Source organism: Sorangium sp. So ce321, from assembly GCF_051530195.1.
Taxonomy (GTDB): Bacteria; Myxococcota_A; Polyangia; order Polyangiales; family Polyangiaceae; genus Sorangium.
Genome location: NZ_CP150329.1, coordinates 8,727,051 through 8,746,344, shown reverse-complemented (window position 1 = coordinate 8,746,344; position 19,294 = coordinate 8,727,051). Strand labels below are relative to the sequence as shown.

12 protein-coding genes are annotated in these 19,294 nt (G+C 71.7%); 9 read left to right on the top strand and 3 right to left on the bottom strand.

The features are described 5' to 3' along the window. Positions 1 to 739 precede the first annotated feature (739 nt). From WME89_RS32275 to WME89_RS32250, 6 genes are all read left to right on the top strand, one after another. A complete protein-coding gene (locus tag WME89_RS32275; RefSeq protein ID WP_438003510.1) occupies positions 740 to 1,894 on the top strand; it encodes a glycosyltransferase family 1 protein in 1,155 nt (384 codons plus the stop codon). Next, positions 1,879 to 3,003: a UDP-galactopyranose mutase gene (glf, locus tag WME89_RS32270; protein ID WP_438003509.1), complete on the top strand. Its 1,125-nt coding sequence runs from the start codon at positions 1,879 to 1,881 to the stop codon at positions 3,001 to 3,003. Before WME89_RS32275 ends, glf begins: the two co-directional genes overlap by 16 nt. Positions 3,004 to 3,053: 50 nt before the next feature. Then, positions 3,054 to 4,952, top strand: coding sequence for a glycoside hydrolase family 2 protein (locus tag WME89_RS32265; RefSeq protein ID WP_438003508.1), 1,899 nt, complete (start codon positions 3,054 to 3,056; stop codon positions 4,950 to 4,952). After that, complete coding sequence (gene galK, locus WME89_RS32260; RefSeq protein WP_438003507.1) at positions 4,949 to 6,070, top strand: galactokinase; 1,122 nt, start codon at positions 4,949 to 4,951, stop codon at positions 6,068 to 6,070. Before WME89_RS32265 ends, galK begins: the two co-directional genes overlap by 4 nt. Continuing rightward, complete coding sequence (locus WME89_RS32255; protein ID WP_438003506.1) at positions 6,067 to 8,247, top strand: family 1 glycosylhydrolase; 2,181 nt, start codon at positions 6,067 to 6,069, stop codon at positions 8,245 to 8,247. The genes galK and WME89_RS32255 overlap by 4 nt, the downstream gene beginning before the upstream one ends. Positions 8,248 to 8,384: 137 nt before the next feature. Beyond that, complete coding sequence (locus tag WME89_RS32250; protein ID WP_438003505.1) at positions 8,385 to 9,488, top strand: hypothetical protein; 1,104 nt, start codon at positions 8,385 to 8,387, stop codon at positions 9,486 to 9,488. Positions 9,489 to 9,618: 130 nt separating this feature from the next. Here WME89_RS32250 and WME89_RS32245 read toward each other — a convergent pair whose 3' ends face one another. Then, positions 9,619 to 10,179 (bottom strand): helix-turn-helix domain-containing protein, encoded by a 561-nt coding sequence (locus WME89_RS32245; RefSeq protein WP_438003504.1) that lies wholly within the window; start codon positions 10,177 to 10,179, stop codon positions 9,619 to 9,621. A gap of 91 nt (positions 10,180 to 10,270) precedes the next feature. Between WME89_RS32245 and WME89_RS32240 the strand changes: the two genes are divergently transcribed. Next, positions 10,271 to 11,083 carry an SDR family NAD(P)-dependent oxidoreductase gene (locus WME89_RS32240; protein WP_438012000.1) on the top strand — a complete coding sequence of 271 codons (813 nt, stop codon included), beginning with the start codon at positions 10,271 to 10,273 and terminating at the stop codon, positions 11,081 to 11,083. Continuing rightward, the gene (locus tag WME89_RS32235) at positions 11,080 to 12,105 is read left to right on the top strand and encodes an S-adenosylmethionine:tRNA ribosyltransferase-isomerase (RefSeq protein WP_438003503.1); all 1,026 of its coding nucleotides are present in this window, start codon (positions 11,080 to 11,082) and stop codon (positions 12,103 to 12,105) included. Before WME89_RS32240 ends, WME89_RS32235 begins: the two co-directional genes overlap by 4 nt. An 89-nt stretch (positions 12,106 to 12,194) precedes the next feature. On the opposite strand, the gene WME89_RS32230 is transcribed toward WME89_RS32235, so the two are convergent. Next, a complete protein-coding gene (locus tag WME89_RS32230) occupies positions 12,195 to 12,668 on the bottom strand; it encodes a cupin domain-containing protein (protein WP_438003502.1) in 474 nt (157 codons plus the stop codon). Positions 12,669 to 13,082: 414 nt separating this feature from the next. Between WME89_RS32230 and WME89_RS32225 the strand changes: the two genes are divergently transcribed. Then, complete coding sequence (locus WME89_RS32225) at positions 13,083 to 13,313, top strand: VF530 family DNA-binding protein (RefSeq protein ID WP_438003501.1); 231 nt, start codon at positions 13,083 to 13,085, stop codon at positions 13,311 to 13,313. Between the two features lie 162 nt (positions 13,314 to 13,475). Here WME89_RS32225 and WME89_RS32220 read toward each other — a convergent pair whose 3' ends face one another. Further along, the gene (locus WME89_RS32220; protein ID WP_438003500.1) at positions 13,476 to 19,067 is read right to left on the bottom strand and encodes an nSTAND1 domain-containing NTPase; all 5,592 of its coding nucleotides are present in this window, start codon (positions 19,065 to 19,067) and stop codon (positions 13,476 to 13,478) included. Positions 19,068 to 19,294 lie beyond the last annotated feature (227 nt).

Below are 19,294 nucleotides of genomic sequence, written 5' to 3'. Positions count from 1 at the left end.
GGGGCGATCACCCCTGTTCCCCACCCGACGGCAGCCGGAATACGCACGATCCCGTGCGAAACCCAGGGAGCTGGCGCGCGCTGCCAGCCTGGTTGTCACGCGGCGGGCCCTCGTCGACTATCCTCTCATATTCTTGACCACGGCAAGTCGCCGGCTGTCAAGGGGGCTTTGCGCCGAGGTCTCGCGAAACGCGCCGCGCTGCGGTGTTCCCCTTAGGGAACAGCCTTTATCATGTCCGGTGCTCTCCGGAGCTCCGCGGCGCCGAGGGCGCTCGCTCATCCGCCAAGAGCCCTCAGCGCGCGGAGCGAGGCGCGCACGAGGCCTCGACCGCCGCCGCACAGGCCTGGACGCACGGGTACGGAACGCACGAAGAGCGGTCCGGCACGCAGAGCGCCTCGGCGTGCGCCGCGCACCCGCGACTCGCCCACACGAGAGCGCCCGCGCGGGTTGCACCGGGAGTTGCATACTTTGTGAAGAACCGGCAGGAATCGCCCGATCTGCGGCGCATTTTGCCTCATCTGTGGCAGGTTCGTCCGTCGGGGCGTCCAGCGAGCACAGCGCGGGCGCACATGCTGTTCAGTGCTCAGCGCCCGCTCATGTAGCGGATTGCCGCGGTTCGATGGGCCTCGTTCGCACGCTGTCGCGACTTCTCCGTCGATGGCTGTGTCAAGGCATCGGGCCCGTTACTTGCTAACACCCGCCCGCGGACAGGTTCTCATTCCCACAAATTGGAGACGAGATGAAGCAGGCCGGGCCGGATCTCATCTGTTTGTCACACCTGCGCTGGAACTTCGTCTTCCAGCGGCCGAACCACCTGATGAGCCGCTTCGCGCAGGAGAAGCGGGTGTACTTCGTCGAAGAGCCGGTGTTCGAGGATGGACCGCCAAGGCTCGAGACGAGACACATCGAGGCCAATCTCACCGTCGTGGTCCCCCACCTGACCCACGGCACCGAGACGGAGGAGGCCCTCGCGCAGCAGCGCCGCCTGCTCAGCTCTCTCGTGAAGGAGCAGGACATCCGGCACCCGATCCTGTGGTTCTACACGCCGATGTCGCTGCCGATCGCCGCCGACGTGGAGCCGTCGCTCGTCGTCTACGACTGCATGGACGAGCTCTCCGCCTTCCGCGGCGCGCCGCCGATCCTCCGCGAGCGCGAGCGCGAGCTCTTCGCGCGCGCCGACCTCGTGTTCACGGGCGGCCAGAGCATCTACGAGGCGAAGCGCACGCAGCACCCGTCCGTGCACGCCTTCCCGAGCAGCGTCGACGCGGCGCACTTCACGAGGGCGCGCGAGGCGTCGCTGGACCCGGAGGACCAGCGCGGCATCGCGCGGCCGCGGCTCGGGTTCTTCGGCGTCATCGACGAGCGGCTCGACGTGGAGCTCGTCGCCCGCGTCGCCGAGGAGCGCCCCGACTTCCAGCTCGTGATGCTCGGGCCGGTCGTGAAGATCGACCCCGCCACGCTGCCCCGCCGTCCGAACATTCACTGGCTTGGCCAGAAGTCATATCAGGAACTTCCGGCCTACCTCGGCGGCTGGGATGTTGCTATCATGCCATTCGCGCTCAACGAAGCGACCCGGTTCATCAGCCCGACGAAGACGCTGGAGTACCTCGCAGCGGGCAAGCCGGTCGTATCCACCGCCATCCGCGACGTTGTCTCGCCCTACGGGGACAAGAAGGCGGTCCACATCGCCGACGCATCCACGTTCGTGGCGGCCGTCGAGGCGGCGCTGGCCGAGCCGAGAGAGGCTCGCCTCGCGATCGCGGACGAGATGGTGAGCGCGACGTCGTGGGACAAGACATGGCGCTCGATGTCGAGGCTCATGTCAGACGCACTCCAAGCCAAGCGTCCGGCGGCCGTCCGGACGGAAGGGAACGTACCGTGTTCGACTATCTGATCGTTGGAGCTGGGTTTGCTGGCAGCGTGCTCGCGGAGCGCCTCGCCACGCAGCTGAACAAGTCGGTCCTCCTGTGCGACAAGCGGCCTCACATCGGCGGCAACGCGTACGACTGCTACGATGACGCCGGGGTCCTCATCCACAAGTATGGCCCCCACATCTTCCATACCGCGTCGCCGCGCATCTTCCGGTACCTGTCGCAGTTCACGGAGTGGCGTCCCTACGAGCACCACGTGCTCGCGCACGTCGACGACAAGCTCGTCCCCTTCCCGATCAACGTCGACACGGTGAACGCGCTCTACGGCACCAACTACTCGCCCGCCGAGGTCGAGGCGTTCTTCACGCGCGTCGCCGAGCCGATCAAGCACTGCCGCACCTCCGAGGACGCGGTCGTCAGCAAGGTGGGCCGGGAGCTCTACGAGAAGTTCTTCCGCAACTACACGCGCAAGCAGTGGGGGCTCGACCCGTCCGAGCTCGACGCCGCGGTCGCGTCCCGCGTGCCCGCGCGCACGAACTACGACTCGCGGTACTTCACGGATGAATTCCAGGCGATGCCGCTCCGCGGCTTCACCCGGATGTTCGAGAACATGCTGGACCACAAGAACATCCGCGTCCTCTTGAACACCGACTACCGCGACATCATGAACGAGGTGAACTTCAGGGAGATGATCTACAGCGGGCCGGTAGACGCGTTCTTCGACTTCCGCTACGGGAAGCTCCCGTACCGGTCGATCGACTTCAAGTTCGAGACGCACGACAAGGAGGTCTTCCAGCCGGGCGCGGTCATCAATTACCCGAACGACCACGACTATACCCGCGTCACCGAGTTCAAGTACCTCACCGGACAGCAGCACCCGAAGACGAGCGTCGTGTACGAGTTCCCGACGTCCGAGGGCGACCCCTACTACCCGGTGCCGCGGCCCGAGAACGCGGAGATCTACCGGAAGTACAAGGCGCTCGCCGACGCGACGCCGAACGTCCACTTCGTCGGGAGGCTCGCGACGTACCGGTACTACAACATGGACCAGGTCGTGGGGCAGGCCCTCGCCACCTACGACCACATCCGCGAAGCCAAGAGCAACGGCGCAGCGGTGACCGTCGCTGCCTGATAGGACCCATGCCTCGACAGCACCTCGCACAGATCGGTATCCCAGGTTCGGTGCCGCCGCCGGCTGACAGCGGCGGCGGCGCCCGCGGTTATCCCCGTCCGCTGCTCCGGCGAGAAGAATGGACCTCGCTGAACGGGACGTGGGAGTTCGCGATCGACCCCCGGGCGGACTGGTGCTCCCCGGCCGACGCGCGCTTCGACAGGACGATCGAGGTGCCGTTCGCCCCGGAGACGCCGCGGAGCGGGGTCGGCGAGACCGGCTTCTACAAGGCCTGCTGGTACCGACGGCAGGTCAAGGTGCCGGAGCTCGAGGCGTCCGAGCGGCTCGTCATCCACTTCGGCGCCGTGGATTACGTGGCCAAGGTGTGGGTCGACGGCGGCTTCGCCGGCGAGCACGAGGGCGGCTACACGCCGTTCAGCCTCGATATCACCGAGCTCGCGCGAGGGCGCGAGAGCGTCACGATCGTGGTGCAGGCGCACGACGATCCGGGCGACCTCGCGAAGCCGCGCGGCAAGCAGGACTGGAAGCTCGAGCCGCACTCGATCTGGTACCCGCGGACGACCGGGATCTGGCAGACGGTGTGGCTCGAGCGCGTGCCGCGGATGCACATCGAGTACGTGCGGTGGACCCCGAACCTCGAGCGCTGGGAGATCGCGGTCGAGGTCCGGGTCGCCAACGCGCCCGTCGAGGGCGCGCGCGTCGGGGTGCGGCTGCGCGTCGGCGACGTGACGATCGCGAACGACCAGTACACGGTCGTGGCCGGGGAGGTCCACCGGCGCATCACGCTCTCCGATCCGGGCATCGACGACTTCCGCAACGAGCTCCTGTGGTGCCCGGAGCGGCCGACGCTGATCGACGCCGACATCGTCCTCCACGACCAGGCGGGGATGACGATCGATCGGGTGAAGAGCTACACGGCCCTGCGCTCGGTGGCCGTCCGCGGCGACCGCTTCCTCCTGAACGGGCGGGCGTACGTCCTCCGGATGGTGCTCGACCAGGGCTACTGGAACGACACGGGGATCACGGCCCCGGACGACGAGGCCCTCCGCCGCGACGTCGAGCTCACGAAGCAGATGGGCTTCAACGGCGCCCGGAAGCACCAGAAGATCGAGGATCCGCGGTACCTGTACTGGGCGGACAGGCTCGGCCTCCTCGTCTGGGAGGAGATGCCGAGCGCCTACAGGCACACGCGCAAGTCGATCGATCGGCTCGCGCGGCAGTGGCTCGAGGCGATACGGCGCGACATCAGCCACCCGTGCATCATCGCGTGGGTGCCGTTCAACGAGTCGTGGGGCGTCCCGAACCTGCCGGACAACCCGAACGAGCGGCACTATGTGCAGGCGCTCTACCACCTCACGCGGTCGATGGACTACACGAGGCCGGTCATCGGCAACGACGGGTGGGAGAGCGTGGCGACCGACATCATCGGGATCCACGACTACGATCCTTCGCCCGAGCGCATCGCCCGGCGCTACCACGCTCACGACGTCGTGCCCAAGCTGCTGAAGCGGGAGCGGCCCGGGGGCCGCGCCCTCGTGCTCGACCCCTCGGTCAACCACGAGACCGCCATCGTGCTGTCGGAGTTCGGCGGGATCGCGGTGGCGCCGACGAGCAGCGGCGACAACGGCGGCACGTGGGGGTACTCGGCGTGCAGGACCTCGGAAGAGTTCGCCGAGCGCTATACTAGGCTGATGAAGGTGATCAACTCCCTCGAGCTGCTGGCCGGCTTCTGTTACACGCAGTTCTCCGACACGTACCAGGAGGCGAACGGCCTCCTCTACGCCGACCGCACGCCGAAGTTCCCGCTGCATCAGATGGCGGCCGCGACGCAGGGGCTCCCGTTCGTCGGCCCCAACGAGACGCTCTCGACGCTGAGCGACGGCGGGCTGGCGGACATGCCCGCGCTGGCGGACATGCCGGGGCTCGTCGACATGGGGGCGTCGCGATGAGCGGGCGAGGGCAGGGCTTCGAGGCCGTCTTCGGCCGTCCGGCGAAGCTCATGGCCGAGGCGCCGGGGCGCGTGAACCTGATCGGCGAGCACACCGACTACAGCGGCGGGTACGTGCTGCCGACGGCGATCCCGCAGAAGACGCGCGTCGAGCTCGCGCCGCGGGACGACGGGCTCATCCAGGTCGCGTCGGTCAACGTGGGCGACGTGGACGGCGGCGCCCAGCTCTCGTTCCGCGCCGGAGAAGAGTCGCGCCGCGGCCTGTGGCTCGACTACGTGCAGGGGATCACGGCGGTCCTCCGCGGCCGGGGGGTCTCCGTCCCCGGCTTCGACGCGCGGATCGAGTCGACGGTGCCGCTCGGCAGCGGCCTCTCGTCGAGCGCCTCGCTGCTCGTGGCGCTCGCCCGCGGCCTGCGGGCGATGCTCGGCCTTTCCATCGACGACGTGGAGATCGCGCGGATCGCGCACGCCGCCGAGCACGACTTCGTGGGCGCCCCCGTCGGGACGATGGACCAGATGGCCGCGAGCCTCGCCGACGAGAACACGGCGCTCTTCATCGACACGAGGACGCTCGCGTTCGAGCGCGTCCCGCTGCCGGCCGAGGCCGAGCTGCTCGTCATCAACTCCGGCGTGGCGCACCAGCACGCGAGCGGCGACTACAAGACGCGGCGCGCGGAGTGCGAGCGCGCGGCCGCGGCGCTCGGCGTCCCGCAGCTCAGGGACGTGGACGCGGCGGCGGAGCAGCGCATCGCGTCGCTCCCGGCGCCGCTCGACCGCCGCGCGCGCCACGTCGTGACCGAGAACGCCCGCGTGCTCGCGGCCGTGGCCGCGCTCCGCGCCGGGGACCTCGCCCGGCTGGGCCAGCTCTTCGACGCGTCGCACCGCTCGATGCGCGACGATTTCGAGGTGTCGGTGCCCGAGATCGACGCGCTGGTGGAGAGCGCGCGGGCGCAGCCGGACGTGTTCGGCGCGCGGCTGACCGGCGGCGGCTTCGGCGGCTCGATCGTCGCCCTCGTGAAGCGCGGGTGCGCGGCGAGGGTGGGGCAGGCCGTCGTGGACGCTTACGCGCGCATCCCGGACCGCCGGGCGACGGTGCTCGTGGGAGGGCTCGTCGCATGAGGGAACGCTCCGGGATCGCCCTCTGGGCTGGCGTCGAGTGCACGGTCAACCGCGTCGGGGACCAGTACTTCAACCAGCTGGAGCGGACAGGCCATCACGACCGCATCACGGATCTGGACCTGCTCGCCGAGCTCGGCGTCAAGGCCGTCAGGTACCCCGTGCTGTGGGAGCGAACGGCCCCGAACGGCCCCCGGAGCGCCGATTTTTCCTGGGCAGACGAGCGGCTGCACCGGCTGAAGGAGCTCGGCATCGACGTGATCGTCGGGCTCGTCCACCACGGGAGCGGGCCGCCGCGGACCAGCCTGATGGAGGACAGCTTCGTCGACGGGCTCGCGGAGTTCGCCGGCGCGGTGGCGGAGCGCTACCCCTGGGTCCGCGACTTCACGCCGGTGAACGAGCCGCTCACGACGGCGCGCTTCAGCGCGCTCTACGGGCACTGGTATCCGCACCTCCGGGACCCGGCCGCGTTCATGCGCGCGCTGCTCGTGGAGACGCGCGCCACCGCGGCCGCGATGCGCGCCATCCGGCGGGCGCGCCCTGACGCGCGCCTCGTGCAGACGGAGGACCTCGGCGCCGTCGCCAGCACGCGCAGGCTCGACTACCAGGCCACGTTCGAGAACCACCGGCGCTGGCTGAGCCTCGATCTGCTGTACGGGCGCGTGGACGCCGCGCACCCGCTCCACCAGCACCTCCGCGACTGCGGCGTCGCCGACGAGGACCTCGCGCTCCTCATGGCCGAGCCCTGCCCGCCGGACATCGTCGGCGTGAACTACTACCTGACGAGCGACAGGTTCCTCGATCACCGCCTCGACCTGTACCCGTCATGGACCCACGGCGGTAACGGGCGCGACGCGTACGCCGACGTGGAGGCGGTGCGCGTCCGCGAGGAAGGGATCTTCGGCCACCGCCACGTCCTGCGCGAGGCGTGGGAGCGGTACCGGACGCCGCTCGCGATCACCGAGGTCCACCTGGGGTGCACGCCGGAGGAGCAGATCCGCTGGCTGGTGGAGGCCTGGGAGGGCGCGCACGCGGCGCGCGCGGAGGGCGCCGACGTGCGCGCAGTGACGCTGTGGTCCGCCTTCGGGGCGTACGACTGGGACAGCCTCGTCACGCAGGCGCGCGGCCACTACGAGCCGGGGGTGTTCGACGTGCGCGGGCCAGCGCCGCGCCCCACGGCGATCGCGGCCGTCGCGAAGGAGCTGGCGCTCACCGGCCGGTCCGAGCACCCGCTCGCCGCGGCCCCGGGGTGGTGGCGCCGCGACGAGCGGCTGCTCTACGCGGCGCCGCGCTCCTCGACGCGGACCATCTGCCGGCAGCGCGAGCGGCCGATCTTGCTCACCGGCGCGGGCGGGTCGCTCGGCGCGGCGCTCGTGCGCGCGTGCGAGGAGCGCGGCATCCACGTCCGGGCCGTGACGCACGGCGAGCTCGACATCACCGACGCGGCGGCCCTGGAGCGCGCGGTGGCGGAGGTCCAGCCGTGGCTCGTGATCAACGCGGCGGGGTACACGCGCGTGCACGACGCCGAGGACGAGCTCGAGGCGTGCCACCGCGCCAACGTGGTCGGGCCGATGCTGCTGGCCGAGGTGTGCCGGCGCCACGGCTCGCGGCTGCTGATGTTCTCGTCGGCGTTCGTCTTCGACGGGAGCAAGCCCGACCCGTACGTCGAGGATGATCCGGTCGCGCCCATCAACGCGTTCGGCGAGGCGCAGGCGCTGGGCGAGCGGGGCGTGCTGGAGGCCCTGCCGGGCGCGCTGGTGGTGCGCACGGGCAGCCTGTTCGGGCCGTTCGAGGCGCGCAGCTTCGCCGCGCTCGCGCTGTCGGCCGCGCAGCGCGGGGAGCCGTTCCGCGCTGCGGACGACCTGTTCGTGTCGCCGACCTACCTGCCGCACCTGGCGCACACGTGCCTGGACCTCGCGATCGACCAGGCCGACGGGGTGTGGCACCTGGCGAACGACGGTGTCCTGAGCTTCGCCTCCTGGGCGAAGATGATGTGCGACGCGTTCGGCTTGCCCTCCAGGTCGGTGCACCCCTGTCCTGCGCACGCCCTCGGGCTGCGGGCGAACCTGCCGCGGCAGGGGGGGCTGCACAGCCGCCGCCGCGCGACCCTGCCGACGCTGCCGGAGGCCGTCGAGCACTACGTCAAGCACCGGGCGGAGACCGTGCTGGCGGCGATCTAGCGCGGCGGCTGGGCGAGCGCGGATTCGAGCCGTCAGGGCGCGCGGGACGCCAAGAGAAGAAACCTCGTGGTTCTCTCGGCGTCCCGGGCGCCCTGGCGATTTCTCGATCCGGGCTCGACCTTGATAGGCTCACGTCCATGACAAAGCACTGCTCATGGACCGCCGGGATCGTCGTGGCGCTGGCCTGTACCGCGGCGATGGAGTCGCGCGCTGACGCGTGCAGCCCTCCGCTTGCGGGGCTGACGGGCACATTTCCGGCGAGCGGCGGGACCCTCCCCGGGAACGCCGCGATCTTCTTCGAGGGCTACTCCATCTCGCTGGACGGGGTGTCGGTGACGGTCGACGGGGAGCCGGCGAGCCTCGTGCTCGAGCCGGACGTGCCGGCCACGGGATACAGCATCGTGGCGCGGATCGAGCCGGCGCCCAGCGAGGGGCAGGCGATCGCGATCGAGGGCGATTTCTGCAATCCGGTGGAGTCGTGCGGGGTGAAGCGCCTCGAGCTCACGGCCGGCGCCGCGGACACCGAGGCGCCTCCGGGGCCGAGCGGGCTCTCGTTCGACCTTTATGATCATGTCGATTTCAAGTCGAGCGGCGGAGACTGCCAGCTCGACACCGATCTCTCCTGGTGGGTCACGGCCGAAGGAGAGGTCGCGCAGGGCGGCGAGGCCACGGTGATCGCGACGATCGAGGTGTTCCGGGACGATACGTTCACGGACCCCCTGTTCTCGGTGAGCAGGTTCATGAACGCCGCTTCGGTGACCATCGCCATCGGCCAGACAGCGGAGGTGCTCGACGGCGCCGACGCCCCCGAGGCGCTCTGCTTCCGCGCCACGGCGATGGACACGGCCGGGAACGTCGCTGGCGAGACGGTGCACGCCTGCAGGCCTTGCTACTACAGGGAGGACCCGGCGACGGCACAGCCACCCTTCGCCACGCCGCCCGAGCCGGCGTGGACGGAGGCGGACATCTATCCCGGGGGAACGTGCGATTCAGGGATGGGGCCGGGCAGCGGCGGCGCGGGCGGCAGCGGCGGTGTTGGCGGCAGCGGCGGTGTTGGCGGCAGCGACAGCGCAGGTGGCGCCGGCGCGGGCGGCGGCGGCGGAGATGGCGAGACGGGCGAGACGTCGGAGGGCGGCTGCAGCTTCGGCGCTGCGGGCGGGGCGGGCGGCGGGGGAGCTCCCGGGGCCGCGGCGCTCGCGCTGCTCGCATGCGCGGCGCTCGCCGGCCGACGACGGCGCTGAGGGCCGGACGGCCCGAGCACGGACCCTCCGGCGCTCGGCAGAGAGGGCCAGAGAGGCCTGGCGGCCGCCAGGCCACCTCGACACCCGAGCGCGCTCTCGGCCGGTAGAGCGGCAGGAGCGCGCGACTCCATCACAGCACCCGCGCCAGGACCACGACCGAGTAGCCGACCGCCGGCTGCTTCCCGGGGTTGTGGTACGAGTGTCGCTGATCGCCGCGGAACACCGCTACGTCGCCCGAGCCGAGCGTGAACCGCTCGCCGCTCACGACGAGCAGGAGCTCCCCCGACTCGCACGTCAGGTACTCGCGGGTGCCCGGGGTGTGCGGGACGCCCGTCATCCGCCCGCCCGGCGGGATCTCGACGCGATCCATCTCCATGCCCGGGATCGGGTCCGGCAGGAGCTTGCGGACGAGCGCCTGCCCGGGCGAGCGCGTGGGCAGCGTGTCGCGCGCGTAGAGCTGGCACGTGGCGCGCGGCGCGGCGAGCATCTCCTCGATCGAGACCTGGAGCGCGGCGGCCGCGCGGTGCAGGACGCCGAGCGTCGGGTTCGCCGCGCCGGACTCGAGGTGCGCCCAGGTCGCCCGGGGCACGCCGGCGAGCTTCGCCAGCTGCTGCTGCGTCAGCCCGCGGGCCTCGCGCAGCTGCTTGATGTTCCTCGCGAGCCTGCCGGCCAGCTCCGCGTCCTGATCCATGTCCGGACATTAGCACGTTTCCAAGCCGTTGGAGCGCGCTCCAACAAACTAACCAGCGCGGATTAGGGTGTGAGTCGAGGAGGAACTCATGATGAACAACGAATCGACCGGAAGCGATGTGCTGATCCAGGCCGAGGCGATCTCCCGGCCCTCGCTCCCCCGCGGCGCGGGGGGCGAGCCGTTCGCGCCGCGCGCCGCGCTGGTGACGGGGGCGAGCCGCGGGCTCGGCGCCGCGCTCGCGCGGGAGCTCGCGCGGCGGGGCGCGAAGGTGGTCCTCGTCGCGCGCGAGCGCGGGCCGCTCGAGGCGGTGGCGGCCGAGATCACCGCGGCGGGCGGGGTCGCGCACGCGCTCGCGGCGGACATCGGCGACAAGGGCCAGACCCACGCGATCGCCGGCGGGGCGGCGGCGCTGGTCGGGCCCATCGACCTGCTCGTCCACAACGCGAGCACGCTCGGCAAGACGCCGCTGCCGATCCTGCTCGACACCGAGTGCGAAGATCTCGGCCGCGTGCTCGAGGTCAACGTGGTGGGCCCCTTCCGCCTCACCAAGGTGATCGCCGGCGCGATGGCGCTGCGGCGGCGCGGGGTCGTCGTCCACATCAGCTCGGACGCGGCGGTGAACGCCTATCCGCGGTGGGGCGCTTACGGCGTCTCCAAGGCGGCGCTCGATCACCTCTCGCGCACCTGGGCCGCCGAGCTCGAGGGCACGGGCGTCGCCTTCTATGCGGTGGATCCCGGCGAGATGAACACGAGGATGCACGCCGAGGCCATCCCGGACGCCGACCCGAGCACGCTCGCGGATCCCGCGGACGTCGCCCGCCGGATCGCCGCCCTCGTCGCCCGCGCGGGCGAGGTGCCGAGCGGCGCGCGCGTCGAGGCCGCGAGCCTCCCGGAGGCGCCATGAGCCCTGCCACCTGGCCTCGCGACAACCCCCTGGAGGAGCGGCTCCTCCACGTGGACCCGCGCCTCGGGCGGCTGCGCGACGGGCGCATCGCCGATCTGCCGGCGCTCCTCGAGCCGGGCGATCTCCTGGTCGTCAACGACGGCGCCACGCTGCCGGCGTCGCTCCACGGCGCGACGGCGCGCGGCGAGGCGGTGGAGGCGCGCCTCATCGGCGAGCTCTCCGAGGGGCGGTATTCGGCCCTCCTGTTCGGCGCCGGCGACTGGCACACGCGCACCGAGGATCGCCCGCCGCCGCCCGCGCTCGGCCCGGGCGACGCGGTGACGTTCGGCGACGACCTCGCGGCCGTCGTCGAGCGCGTCTCCGCGGCCTCGGCGCGCCTCGTCGAGATCGCCTTTCGCGAGCGGGGGGCCGCGCTCTGGTCGGCGCTCTACCGCCGGGGGCGCCCGATCCAGTACGCGTATGTCGCGGCCCCGCTCGAGATCTGGCACGCGCAGACGCGGTACGCGAGCCGGCCTCTCTGCGCCGAGCTCCCCTCGGCCGGCCGGCCGCTCGCGTGGGGGCTCCTGCTCGAGCTGCTCCGCCGCGGCGTCCGGATCGCCTCGCTCACCCACGCGGCCGGGATCTCGTCGACAGGCGATCCGGCGCTCGACGCGCTGCTCCCCCTGCCGGAGCGCTTCGAGATCCCCGAGGAGACGGTGGCGGCGGTGCGCGAGGCCCGGGCGCGCGGGCGCCGGGTCATCGCGGTGGGCACGACGGTGACGCGCGCCCTCGAGGGCTGCGCTGCCCAGCACGGGGGCGAGCTCCGGGCGGGCCCTGGCGTGACCGATCTCGTGCTCCACCCCGGCTTCCGGCCGCGGGTGGTCGACGGGCTGCTCACCGGCGTGCACGACCCGGCGGAGAGTCACTTCCGGCTCCTCGAGGCCTTCGCGCCGGCCGAGCTGCTCCACCGCGCCAACGCCCACGCCGAGCAGGCGGGGTATCTGTGCCACGAGTTCGGCGACTCCTACCTCGTCCTCAGCTGAGCCGTGGCGGCCTTCCACGCCATGGGTTTCACCAGGTCACCGGTGCCGGTGTAGCGACCGCTCCAGCCGCTCGTCGGGTATGCTGACCGCTAATACGGCGCCCCGTCTTTGTGCTGGAATTGCCACTTGCCGTCAGCCCCCATGACTGCCTTCAGATCATCGTCCGGGTACGACCCCGAATCACCCGGCAGGCGATCTCCGACCTCCAGATACACGACATCCTCCGTCGACCGGTTCACCAGATGATGCCCGTCGGGATCTCCCCCCTTGAACCCCATGCACATGCCGGGCTGGAGCGTTGTTTCTCCGGCGTTGGTTATGAGCGTGGGGTGGCCCGAGAGAACGTAGATGAACTCATCCTGGGCCGAGTGCCAGTGACGCAGGGCCGAGATTGCGCCGGGCTTCAACGTGGTGCGATTCACGCCAAAGTTGCCAAGCCCGAAGACATCACCCAGGGCCTGCTTCTGCCGGCCGGCGACGCGTGAGGCAAACGGCTCCGGGTAGTTGGACGGCTTGGCTCGGGGCGGAACATCCGAAGCGATCACTGGACCTGGCTTGGTCACGTGCTCTCTCCTTCCTTGCGTACCTGACTATCCGTCGATCGGTCGACCGACGCCGCCAGACCAGGGCTGTCTGGAACGTCGCCTTTGTGACCTTCTCCCACGGAAAGTCTCACGGATCGGCCCTGCGCCGCAAGGCCCAGACGCTGTCCAGCGCCATGGGGTGGAGCCTCCAGGCGGGGCGCTCCGGCGCGTGGCGCCGCGCGGCGGGGCGGGGGGCTGCTCCGCTCGCGTCGGCGGCCTTCCCCGACTCTGCCCGGGCCGTCTCTCCCGGCGCTCGATCTTCTTCACGAGCAGCGCTGCGGGGAGCGCTCCTTCGCGCGGGCGGCGTGGCGCGCGGGTGCGGCGACCGCCGCGCGGCGTGCTACACCGCGGGCTCACGCCGGCCCTCCCGGGCGATCGCCCCCGAGCATCGATATGACTCAGCCCCAGCCCAACAATCCTCTTCACGGCGTCACGCTCCAGATGATCCTCGAGCACCTGGTCGCGCAGCACGGCTGGGAGCAGCTCGGGCGCATGATCGACGTCCGCTGCTTCAAGTACGATCCCAGCATCAAATCGAGCCTGCAATTCCTGCGACGGACCCCGTGGGCCCGGCAGCAGGTGGAGGCGCTCTACCTGCGGGACAAAGCCAGGCCTGGCCCGTGACCGGCCCGCGCGATCGCACGCCGACCCGGCGGTCCTGGGCACCCACGGTCGAGGTGCCCTCGCGTCCCCGCAAGGGGCTGCGCGTGCTCGCGGTCGAGGAGGAGCTCGGCCGCGCCTTCTGGCCTCCCTCACCCGCGCGCAGCGCCAGCCCCGCCCGTCGCTCTACGGCTTCCTGGCGGCCGCGAGCGCCTCCTCGCTGCGGCGCACGCAGGCCTCCCGGCTGGCCCTGGCGGCGGCCTCGGGCACGCGCAGGAGCTCCATCCTCCGGTCGATCGGCATGCAGTAGGTGGTCGCGGCCCACAGCTTCGGGTCGTCGACGCCGCGGAGCTCCTCGAGATCGGTCCACACCCGCACCACCATGTCGTCCGCCGCGGCGACGACGCGATGGCCATCCGGGCTGAACGCCACGGCGTTGATCGGCGCATCGGAGGCGCGGAGGACCAGCGGCTCGCCCGTGCCGTCGGCGTTCCACACCCGCACGGTCTTGTCCTGCGATCCGGTGGCGATGCGCTTGCCGTCGGGGCTGAACGCCACCCCCAGCACCCAGTGCTCGTGACCGCGGAGGACGAGGGGCTCGCCGGTGCCGTCGGCGCTCCACACCCGCGCCGTCCTGTCCCAGGACGCGGTGACGATGCGCTGGCCATCGGGACTGAACGCCACCGCGCCGATCTCGCCGTCGTGACCACGAAAGACGATCGGCTCGCCCGTGCCGTCGGCGCTCCACACCCGGGCGGTGTTGTCCGACGAGCCGGAGAGGATGCGCTTGCCGTCGGGGCTGAACGCCACCGAATAGACCCGATCGTCGTGGCCGCGGAGGACGAGCGGCTCGCCGGTGCCATCGGCGTTCCACACCCGCACGGTCCGGTCCCATGACCCGACGGCGATGCGTCGGCCGTCGGGGCTGAACACCACCGAGTAGACCTGATCCTGGTGACCGCGGAGGACGAGGGGCTCGCCGGCGCCGTCGGCGTTCCACACCCGCACGGTCTTGTCGGCGGACCCGGTGGCGATGCGCTTGCCATCGGGGCTGAACGCCACCGAGGTGACCTCGTCGCTGTGACCGCGGAGGACGAGGGGCTCGCCGGTGCCGTCGGCGTTCCACACCCGCGCCGTCCTGTCCAGCGACGCGGAGGCGGCGCGCCGGCCATCGGGGCTGAACGCCACCGCGTAGATCCGATCCGTGTGGCCGCGGAGGACGAGGGGCTCGCCGGTGCCGTCGGCGTCCCACACGCGCGCGGTCTTGTCGTAAGACGCGGTGACGACGCGGCGGCCATCCGGGCTGAACGCCACGGAATAGACCTGATCGTCGTGACCGCGAAGGACGAACGGCTCACCCGTGCCGTCGGCGTTCCACACGCGCACCGTCTCGTCCTGCGACCCGGTGGCAATGCGCTTGCCATCGGGGCTGAACGCCACCGAGTAGACCCGATCGTCGTGGCCGCGGAGGACGAGGGGCTCGCCCGTGCCGTCGGCGTTCCACACCCGCACCGTCCTGTCCCAGGACGCGGTGGCGACGCGCTTGCCATCGGGGCTGAACGCCACCGAATAGATCCGCTCGTCGTGGCCGCGGAGGACGACGGGCTCGCCGGCGCCGTCGGCGCTCCACACCCGCGCCGTCCTGTCCTGCGCCCCGGTGACGATGCGCTTGCCATCGGGGCTGAACGCCGCCGCGTAGACCTGATCCGTGTGGCCGCGGAGGACGAGGGGCTCGCCGGCGCCGTCGGCGCTCCACACCCGCGCCGTCCTGTCGGCCGACGCGGTGACGATGCGCTTGCCATCGGGGCTGAACGCCGCCGAATAGACCCAGTCCTCGTGACCGCGGAGGGCGAGGGGCTCGCCCGTGCCGTCGGCGTTCCACACCCGCGCCGTCCTGTCCCACGACGCGGTGACGATGCGCTCGCCATCCGGGCTGAACGCCGCCGAATAGACCCGATCCTCGTGACCGCGGAGGACGAGGGGCTCGCCGGTGCCGTCGGCGTCCCACACCCGCGCCGTCCTGTCCCACGACGCGGTGACGATGCGCTTGCTGTCAGGGCTATAGTCCGCGTCCAGCACCCCGTCCGGGTGGACGAGCACCGCGCGCGAGATCCTGCTGTACAGCGCCCAGCGCGCGAGGGCGGCCCACCCCCGCGGCTCGTCGCGCGGCTCGACCTCGCGCAGGATCGCGAGCACGCTCGTGGGGTCGGCCTGCAGCTCGCGCGCCGCGGCCACGCGGGTGGCGTTGCGCGCGCGCAGGGCCTCCCGATCGGCGCGCGTGGCCTGCTGGTCGGCGCGGAGCGCCAGATACGACACCGTGACCGCGAACGCCGTGAGCGCGGCGATCACGCCCGTGGTGAGCTGCCGGCGCAGCCGGCGCGCTCGTTCGCAGTGGGCCACCACGGCCAGGAGATAGCGCTCCTCGCGGCCGCTGAGCCCGGCGCGCCACTCGCCCCCCTGCTCAGCGCGGCGGCGCTCGTACCAGGCGCGGGCGTCCTCCGCCGCACGATCGCGCCAGAGCAGCCCCTCGGCCTGCCCGCTCGACTCCCATTGCTGGGCCGCAGCGCGGAGCCGGGCCAGGAACTCCACGTCTTGCTCGCTCTCCGCGAGCCACTGCCCGAGCTTCGCCCACCGATCGATCAACGATTCGTGCACGAGCTCCACGGTCGTGCCCTCGCGCTCGTCGCCGGTCTCGATGAGCAGGAGCCGCGCGCCGGCGAGGTGCTGGACCACCTGCGCGATCGCCTGGGCGGCGTCTCCCTGGCCGTCCCGCGCCAGCTCGCGGAGCTCCTCCATGCGCACGACGGCGCGCGTGCGCTCGGGCGTCACGAGGCGCAGGAGCACCGCCCGGGCCAGCCGCTGTTCGGAGAGCGGCAGCGCCGAGAGCACCGCGTCTGCGTGGGCGGACAGGGCACCGGCCACGCCGCCGAGCCGTCCGTAGCTCTCCTGCGTCAAGATCCGGCGCTCGCGATCCCGCGCCTCCCACAGCTTCGAGGCCGTGAATTGCAGGAGCGGCAAGGGGCTCCGGGTGCTCTCGAGCGTGCCCAGCATGTGCTCGACCATCTCCGCCGTCTCGAACCGGTGACCGGTCGCCTCGGTGGGCCGCGTCAACGCCTCGCGCAGGCCGTCGCGCCCCATGGGCGGCAGGAACGAGAGCCCGCGGGTCACCTCGGTCATGAAGTGGTGGTCGTCCGCGATGCGATCGAGGAAGTCCGAGCGGATGGCGAGCAGCACGCGCAGCGGCGACGAGGCGTCGTCGGCGGCGCCTGCGAGGCAAGCGACGAACGCCGCCCGCGCCTCGGCGGCGGCGCCGAGCGTGTAGAGCTCCTCGAACTGATCGACGAAGAGCAGGATGCGGTGCCTCCTCCCCTCCCGGCGACAGCGCGCGCGCAGCCGGGCACCCAGGTGGCCGGGCTGGGCTCGCAGCGTGGCGACGAGCTCGTCGTGATCGGGGAGCTCGGGCGCGCCGGTCGCGCCGGCGGGCTCCGCGTCGGCGATCTGCGCGAGCACGTCGACGAGCGCGGACAGCGGGCGGTGCCCCGGGCGCAGGATGAACGCTTCCCAGCGGTCGCCCGAGCGCTTCAACGCCGGGATCACGCCCGCGCGCACGAACGACGACTTGCCCGCCCCCGAGGGCCCGGCGACGGCGACGAGCTGCTGGTTGCGCAGCCGCCTCACCAGGGCGGCGACCTCGCGCTCGCGCCCGAAGAAGCGCGGCGCGTCCGCCTCCTGGAACGCGGCGAGGCCGGCGAACGGGCTCTCGTCCTCGTCGAGAGCGAGCGCCGTTCGACCGGGCAGGAGGGCCTCGAGCTCGGTGAGGAGCTCCCTGGCCGAGCCGATGCGCTCGGCCTGTCGCTTCTTCAGGCAGCGGTCGATGAGGGCGCCGAGCGCGCCCACGTCCGGGCGCCGCTGGCTGGCGAGAGGCATGGGGACATCGATGTTCACGATCTCCATGAGCCGCGCGGCCGAGAACGGGTCGAGCGGGTGCGCCCCCGTGACCAGCTCATGGAGGATGATGCCCACTGCCCAGAGGTCGGAGCGAGCATCGATGTCCCCGCCCCGCAGCTGCTCGGGAGACATGTACCGGGGCGTGCCGAGGAGCGTGCTTTGCCCGTTCGGCCGACCCCCTCCCGCGAGCACCATCCGCACGCCCGTGAACATCGAGATCTTCTCGCCCTCGATCTGCTTGGCGATGCCGAAATCGAGCACCTTGATCGCGCCGGTGTCGTCCAGGAGGATGTTCTCCGGCTTGAGATCGCGGTGCACGATCCCGATCTCATGCGCGCAGATCAGCGCGCGGACCACCGGGATCATGAGCTCGACGGCCAGGTTCGGCGACACGGGGCCGGACGGCGTATGCGCGACGGGCGACCCGGGCGCGCTGGGGTGCTCGCGCTGCGCCATCCATTCGCGCAGCGTGCGACCCTTGACGTACTCGAGCACGAGGTAAGGGTGCCCGTGGATCTCGTCCACCTCGTGGATGACCACGATGTTCTCGTGCCTGCAGCGCGCCGTGGCCCGCGCCTCGGCCAGAAAGCGCCCGCTTCCTTGTCCGCTGTGCTCGCGGAGGAGCTTGATGGCGACCAGGCGACCGAGCCTCGTGTCGCGGGCCAGGAACACGACCCCCATGCCGCCCTGGCCGAGCTTGCGGATGATCTCGTAGTGCTTGATGTTGGCGCCGATGTCCGGGGGCACGTAGCCCGCGATGGCGTCCGCCGGCGTCGTCGGCGCCTCCTCCGGGGTAGGCGTGTCCCCTTCCATCACCGGCGTCTCCACCTGCTCGGGAAGCTCGTCCGCCGCGGGCCGCTCCGGCTGCCGTGGCACCGGGGTCGCCGAGCCCCGGATCTCCGCCGTCGCCGCGCCGAGGGGCGCGGCGAGCTCGATGGCGCCTGCCCGGCGGAGCCCGCCCGGCTCGCAGGCGTCGAGCTCGCGCAGGAGGCCCTCGGCCGTGGCGGTCCGCGCGCCAGGCTCCTCGATCAACGCCCGCCCCAAGATCGCGCCGACCGGGTGGCCGAGGAGCGCGGGAGGGATCCGGACTGGCCCGCGGCTCTCCCGCTGGAAACCCTCCCTGTCCGAAGAGCAGGCCCGTTCCACGCGCCTGCCCGTGAGGCACTCGAGAAACATGAGCCCCCAGGCGTACAGATCGGAGCGCGCCGTCGGCGAGAGCCCCTGGAGCTGCTCGGGCGCTGCATAGGCCAGCGAGCCCAGGGGCTCGGTGCCCGAGGCGGGCGCGCCGCCCCGGCCGTTCCGCAGGGGCGCGGCGACGGTGGCGAGGCCGAAGTCGAGCACCCGCGCGTCCCGCCGCGCCGCCGAGGGCACGACCATCACGTGGCTCGGCCTGAGCGCCCCGTGAACGATGCCCTGCCGGTGCGCGCACGCCAGCGCTTCGAGGACCTGCCGCATCAGGTGCCACGCCTCCTGCAGATCGAGCGCGCCCTGGTCCGACAGCAAATCGGCCAGGCTCTGCCCGGGCACGAGCTCACTGACAGCATAAAGCTGTCCCTCGTCCGTCTGCCCCCAGTCGATGAGCCGGACGATGTTGGGGTGCTGGAGTCGCTCGCAGCGACGCATCGCCTGCAGGCAGAGCGCGCGGTCGCCTCTCGCTGGATCCGCGGGGTCTCCGTCCCGGGCGAGCGGTATCAGCGTGAGGGCGATCGGCTGCCCAGTGCCGATCCGTCGCCCTTCGTAGACGGCGCCGAGGCTGCTCTCCCGGAGCAAGGAGAGGAGCTCGTAGCGGCTCTGGAACACCATCCCTGGAGCGAGAATCTCCCGGTTCATCGCAACCCCTCTGGTGGCAGCCGCCTCCCCGCGGCGGCTTCGGGCGGAACCCCCCACGCCACGAGAGCATCGCGACCATCGCGGCTGTCGAGCTCGTTCAGCGCGTGTGCCGGCAGAGCTCGACGATGTAGTCGGTCCGATGCTCGGGCAGCCGATGTCGCTGCCCACCATTTCATAAAGGGGCCCCCGCACGTCGTCCGGCGCCGGCGCGCTGTCAGCGCGTCGAG